The sequence below is a fragment of the Oceanibium sediminis genome (assembly GCF_003265325.1).
GTDB lineage: Bacteria > Pseudomonadota > Alphaproteobacteria > Rhodobacterales > Rhodobacteraceae > Halovulum > Halovulum sediminis.
In genome coordinates this window covers 1-2,308 of sequence record NZ_QGNX01000036.1, presented here as the reverse complement: position 1 = coordinate 2,308, position 2,308 = coordinate 1, and the positions used below count along the sequence as shown (strand labels likewise).

The 2,308-nt window shown below is 60.4% G+C and carries 4 protein-coding genes and 1 pseudogene; all 5 read right to left on the bottom strand.

Annotation, left to right across the window (positions count from 1 at the left end; all coding sequences use genetic code 11):
- On the bottom strand, positions 1 to 125 hold a 125-nt coding region (locus tag DJ029_RS22630; RefSeq protein WP_440589758.1), incomplete at its 3' end, for a DUF6915 family protein.
- Between the two features lie 10 nt (positions 126 to 135).
- Positions 136 to 627 carry a DUF6878 family protein gene (locus tag DJ029_RS21400; protein WP_112324481.1) on the bottom strand — a complete coding sequence of 164 codons (492 nt, stop codon included), beginning with the start codon at positions 625 to 627 and terminating at the stop codon, positions 136 to 138.
- 97 nt (positions 628 to 724) lie between these two features.
- Positions 725 to 1,243 carry a DNA repair protein RadC gene (locus DJ029_RS21395; protein ID WP_112324482.1) on the bottom strand — a complete coding sequence of 173 codons (519 nt, stop codon included), beginning with the start codon at positions 1,241 to 1,243 and terminating at the stop codon, positions 725 to 727.
- Between the two features lie 96 nt (positions 1,244 to 1,339).
- Positions 1,340 to 1,840, bottom strand: coding sequence for a hypothetical protein (locus DJ029_RS21390; protein WP_007803268.1), 501 nt, complete (start codon positions 1,838 to 1,840; stop codon positions 1,340 to 1,342).
- A gap of 93 nt (positions 1,841 to 1,933) precedes the next feature.
- Positions 1,934 to 2,308 (bottom strand): annotated as a pseudogene (locus tag DJ029_RS21385) (DUF932 domain-containing protein); the annotation flags it as partial.

Sequence of the window (2,308 nt, the reverse complement as noted above, 5' to 3'; positions counted from 1 at the left end):
CGGTGCCGAAAATCGGCTGTGATCTCCTTGCTCTGGTCGAACCAGGAATGCACGGCGAGGTAGTCGTCGACCGTGCCGCCCCATTTCTTCACCGAGGACAGGGCGTGGTGGTAGGGATGTGCCATCGCCACCCCCTCAGAAATCATGGGTGAAGAGTTCGGACGAGGTGAAGCGCTCGTTGAACTCGAGATGGATGCAGCGAGCGCTCGCGTCGAAGCAGAATTCGCCGTAAGCCCCGTCGTTGTTCTCCCAGCCGCAATGGGTGTCGGAGAGGAAGTCGTAGGCCAGTTGCTCGACGACATCTTCGAGCGAAAGCGCCCGCATCTCGACCTCCGGGTCGTCCCAGGTCAATGCGGCATAGGCGATCTGGGTCTGGGGGAAAGCAACCTCGGTCTCGCCAGCGTAGGCCACGATGCTCTCAACCTGACCACTGTCGCCATAGCCGTCAAAGCGCACGGTCACATGGGTGATGCCGGCAGCAGTCAGGCCATCGAAGAGGCGCTCCTTGTTGGCCGGAAGCAAAGCTGCGATCCGCGCGTCACGCTCGGACTGCCGAGCCAGCACGGCGGCGAAATCAATCCTGGACGGCGCCATAGGCGCGGCCAGGGTGGGTTCGATCTTGGACATTGGAAACTCCGAAATGAGGGAAAGGATCTGGACCCCGAGGCTCTCTCTCGTCCTCGTAGGCTCACATCCTCCCCTTCCCTTCTCTGACTCTCAGGCGTCACGCCGCGAACTGCAGGGCGCGAGACGCGAAGACACGCCAGAGCGGATCGACAAGACGGGCATCGAGAAGGTCGGCGTGGTGCCGCAGCCGTCGCGCGAGGCCATGTTCATGCCACTCGGCCGCCCGCATGGCCTGCGCGCGGGTCTGGCTGGCCTCGGACACGACGGCACGGGCTTCGGCGGCATCCGAGACCGGGTGGCACCATGCGACCCCGCCATCATGGACAGCCCCGGCCAGAACGAGGCGGCCCTCCCGATCGAGGATCGCCAGGATGCGCGGCGCGTCTTCAGGGGTGACATTTTCGGCGTGAACGATTGCCCCCTGCATGGCTTCGGCCAGCGTGGCAAAACGCTCCAGTACCTTGGGGTGTGCCTGCCCTGACATGAGAGCTGCGGGCGCATGGCAAGCCGTCGTGAGCGCAAACGGCAAGTCTTGATCTGCAAGAACGGTCAGGAAGCTCGCCGGCAAACCTGTCTTCTGTGTTTCCGGCTGAGTTTGGAGAGTAAGATCGAACATGGGCATATCTCCGACGGTGCGGAGAGCCTCTCTCCCCGCTTCAAACCGTCAAAGACCAAACCGCCCCCTCGGACTCTCTGTCGCAGATCGGGCCGATCATTTCGGCGTTGGTAAATCGCCCCATCGAACCCGCAAGTAGCGCCCTTCGCGCTTTGGAAGATCTTTTCGGTCGATCATCCGACCCGAGACCTGAAAATCCTCGTTGATCTTTACAACCAAGAGCTTGTTGAAATGCCCATTGGTATCGACCACAACCACATCCTTTGTCTTGAATGGCGTAATGGTTTTGACCTCGACATGATCATTGCCAAGTCTTCCGTCAGCACCCTGGGCGTAGGTCTTGTTCAGCTTGATACCGTACGTGATAGCACCGAACAGCTCACCGATATCGCCGTAGACAGAGAGGTGAAGGCCGGTCTCGAGGTGGTAGCTTTCCGCGAGGGACAGGAGATCCTCAAAATATGGGATCATAGACCGGATCGCGTTCGGGTATTTAGCGCCCCACTCCTTGTAGCGAAGCTGCTCGTCGATTTCCGACCAGGTAACCCATTCGCCGTCATCATAAAATGCACGATCTGACCAATCAATTTCTTCCATGCGCGTACTTCCAACACCTAAACGTGTCGGGCACAGTAGCAGATCGATGAAACAGGAACGAGACCGGAGGCGATATCGCCTCCGGTCGCCACCTCAACCAACGCGGTCGAGAAGCTTCTTGGCGCGCCCTTCCATATCAAGGCGGGCATCCTGCTGAGTCTTGTCGCGCGCAAGCCGGGTAATGCCCTGTACGAAGTCGAAGATGCTCTCGGGCGGGCGACCTTCCTCCACCAGCACCTTCTCGATGATCTTGCCGGATTCGGCCTTCGAGAAACCCCGTTTGCGCAGGAAATCCGCGCGGTCTTCGTCGCTGCGCGCCACGACCTGCTGCCGCGCGGCCTTGATGCCGTTCACGAAGCCCTGCGGCGAGGAATTGGCAAACCGCGTCAGCGCCGGAGCCGCCTCATGTGCGAAGCGCGAGGCGGCGTATTTCGAGTGGCGGATCTTGATCTCCTGGAAATCCTCGAC

Excerpts from the sequence above, each read along its gene's own strand:
- DJ029_RS21395 (WP_112324482.1), bottom strand. The coding sequence starts at position 1,243 with ATGTTCGATCTTACTCTCCAAACTCAGCCGGAAACACAGAAGACAGGT.
- DJ029_RS21400 (WP_112324481.1), bottom strand. The coding sequence starts at position 627 with ATGTCCAAGATCGAACCCACCCTGGCCGCGCCTATGGCGCCGTCCAGG.
- DJ029_RS21390 (WP_007803268.1), bottom strand. The coding sequence starts at position 1,840 with ATGGAAGAAATTGATTGGTCAGATCGTGCATTTTATGATGACGGCGAA.